Genomic DNA, 1,113 nt, shown 5'->3' on the forward strand with positions numbered 1-1,113 from the left:
CTCCGCCGTACGGACATTGCAGCGCCCGAGGTCGACCAGCGCGAACGGCTCCTCGCTCGCGCCGGTCACGGGATCGACGCGCAGGGACGGCAGGGGTGACCCTGCGATGAGGAGCGGCGGAACGACGGTCAGCAGGGTGATCTGCTGGAACACCAGCGCTGTGATGGATTCCGTCGCGAGACGGTTCACACCGAACATCGTGATAGCGAAGATCAGGGCGCACCCGATCAGGAACGATGCTGTGCGGGCGATCGCCCAACGGCGCCTGTTTCGCCACATCCAGATCGCTCCTCGCAGATACAGTGCCGCGAACAGCAGAGCGGCGATGCCGACGGGTGAGCCGGTGAGGGGTTCGAACGTGACCCACTGGTCGATCGGCGGCATAGCGAATTTCCCTTCATCGAGGCGATCAAACGTCGGCGACTTCGGCCGCGGTGGTGGTGCCGGAGCGGGGTCAGGTGAGGCCGGAGTAGGAGTGGGGCCTTGGCCCTTGATCGTGGACACGGTGTCGGTTCGGTTATGCCGCTTCCGCAAGCGGCACCGGCTCCCAGGGCAACCAGGTACAAGGGAATCTGCCACCGCTCCAGCCAGCCGATCATGTACTTCCTTTCCGGGCGAGGACCTTGCCTCCATCCTCACGGAGCTGCCCGGTTGTCGCGACGTGGCGGTAGAGGGCCTGTTGGACAAGGAACTTACTGCCTGCCCTTCTCGGTTTCCCAACCTGTGTCCGGCTTTGCCGACAGCTCGGCTCCTCACGCCTCAGGTAGTGCCCGAGCGCCAGCCCTGCTTGGCGGGCGCCGATCACTAGCACGTCGGTCTCGGCCATGGTGTGGTTTCTCCTCGTTGCGGGCGCGTGGGCGGGCCGTAGTGCGGCTGGTTTGTCAGTAACCGGGGAGGGCCGGGAAGAAGGTCCAGAACACCGAGGCGGCCACGGCCACATAGGCGATGGCCACCAGGGTTCCGGCCCAGCCGGCGGAGAACCGCACCACCGCGGCGTGCGCGGGGATCACGCCGTGGGCGAGGTTGCGCACGGTGAGCAGGATGAACAGCGGGATCATCGCCGCCCACACGATCATGCAGTACAGGCACAGGATGTGGATCTCGAACAACGCC

General features: G+C 65.9%; 2 protein-coding genes and 1 pseudogene. All 3 read right to left on the minus strand.

Annotated features, from left to right (window positions below; all coding sequences use genetic code 11):
* Positions 1 to 633 (minus strand): cytochrome c oxidase assembly protein (locus tag AB0N07_RS51755; protein WP_365848043.1); only part of this gene is annotated, 633 nt, incomplete at its 3' end.
* On the minus strand, positions 596 to 826 hold the full coding sequence (locus AB0N07_RS51760) for a hypothetical protein (RefSeq protein ID WP_350749682.1): 231 nt from the start codon (positions 824 to 826) through the stop codon (positions 596 to 598). The genes AB0N07_RS51760 and AB0N07_RS51755, both read right to left, overlap by 38 nt.
* Positions 827 to 881: 55 nt before the next feature.
* Positions 882 to 1,113 (minus strand): annotated as a pseudogene (locus AB0N07_RS51765) (vitamin K epoxide reductase); the annotation flags it as partial.

It is taken from the genome of Streptomyces sp. NPDC051172, from assembly GCF_040682555.1.
Taxonomy (GTDB): domain Bacteria; phylum Actinomycetota; class Actinomycetes; order Streptomycetales; family Streptomycetaceae; genus Streptomyces.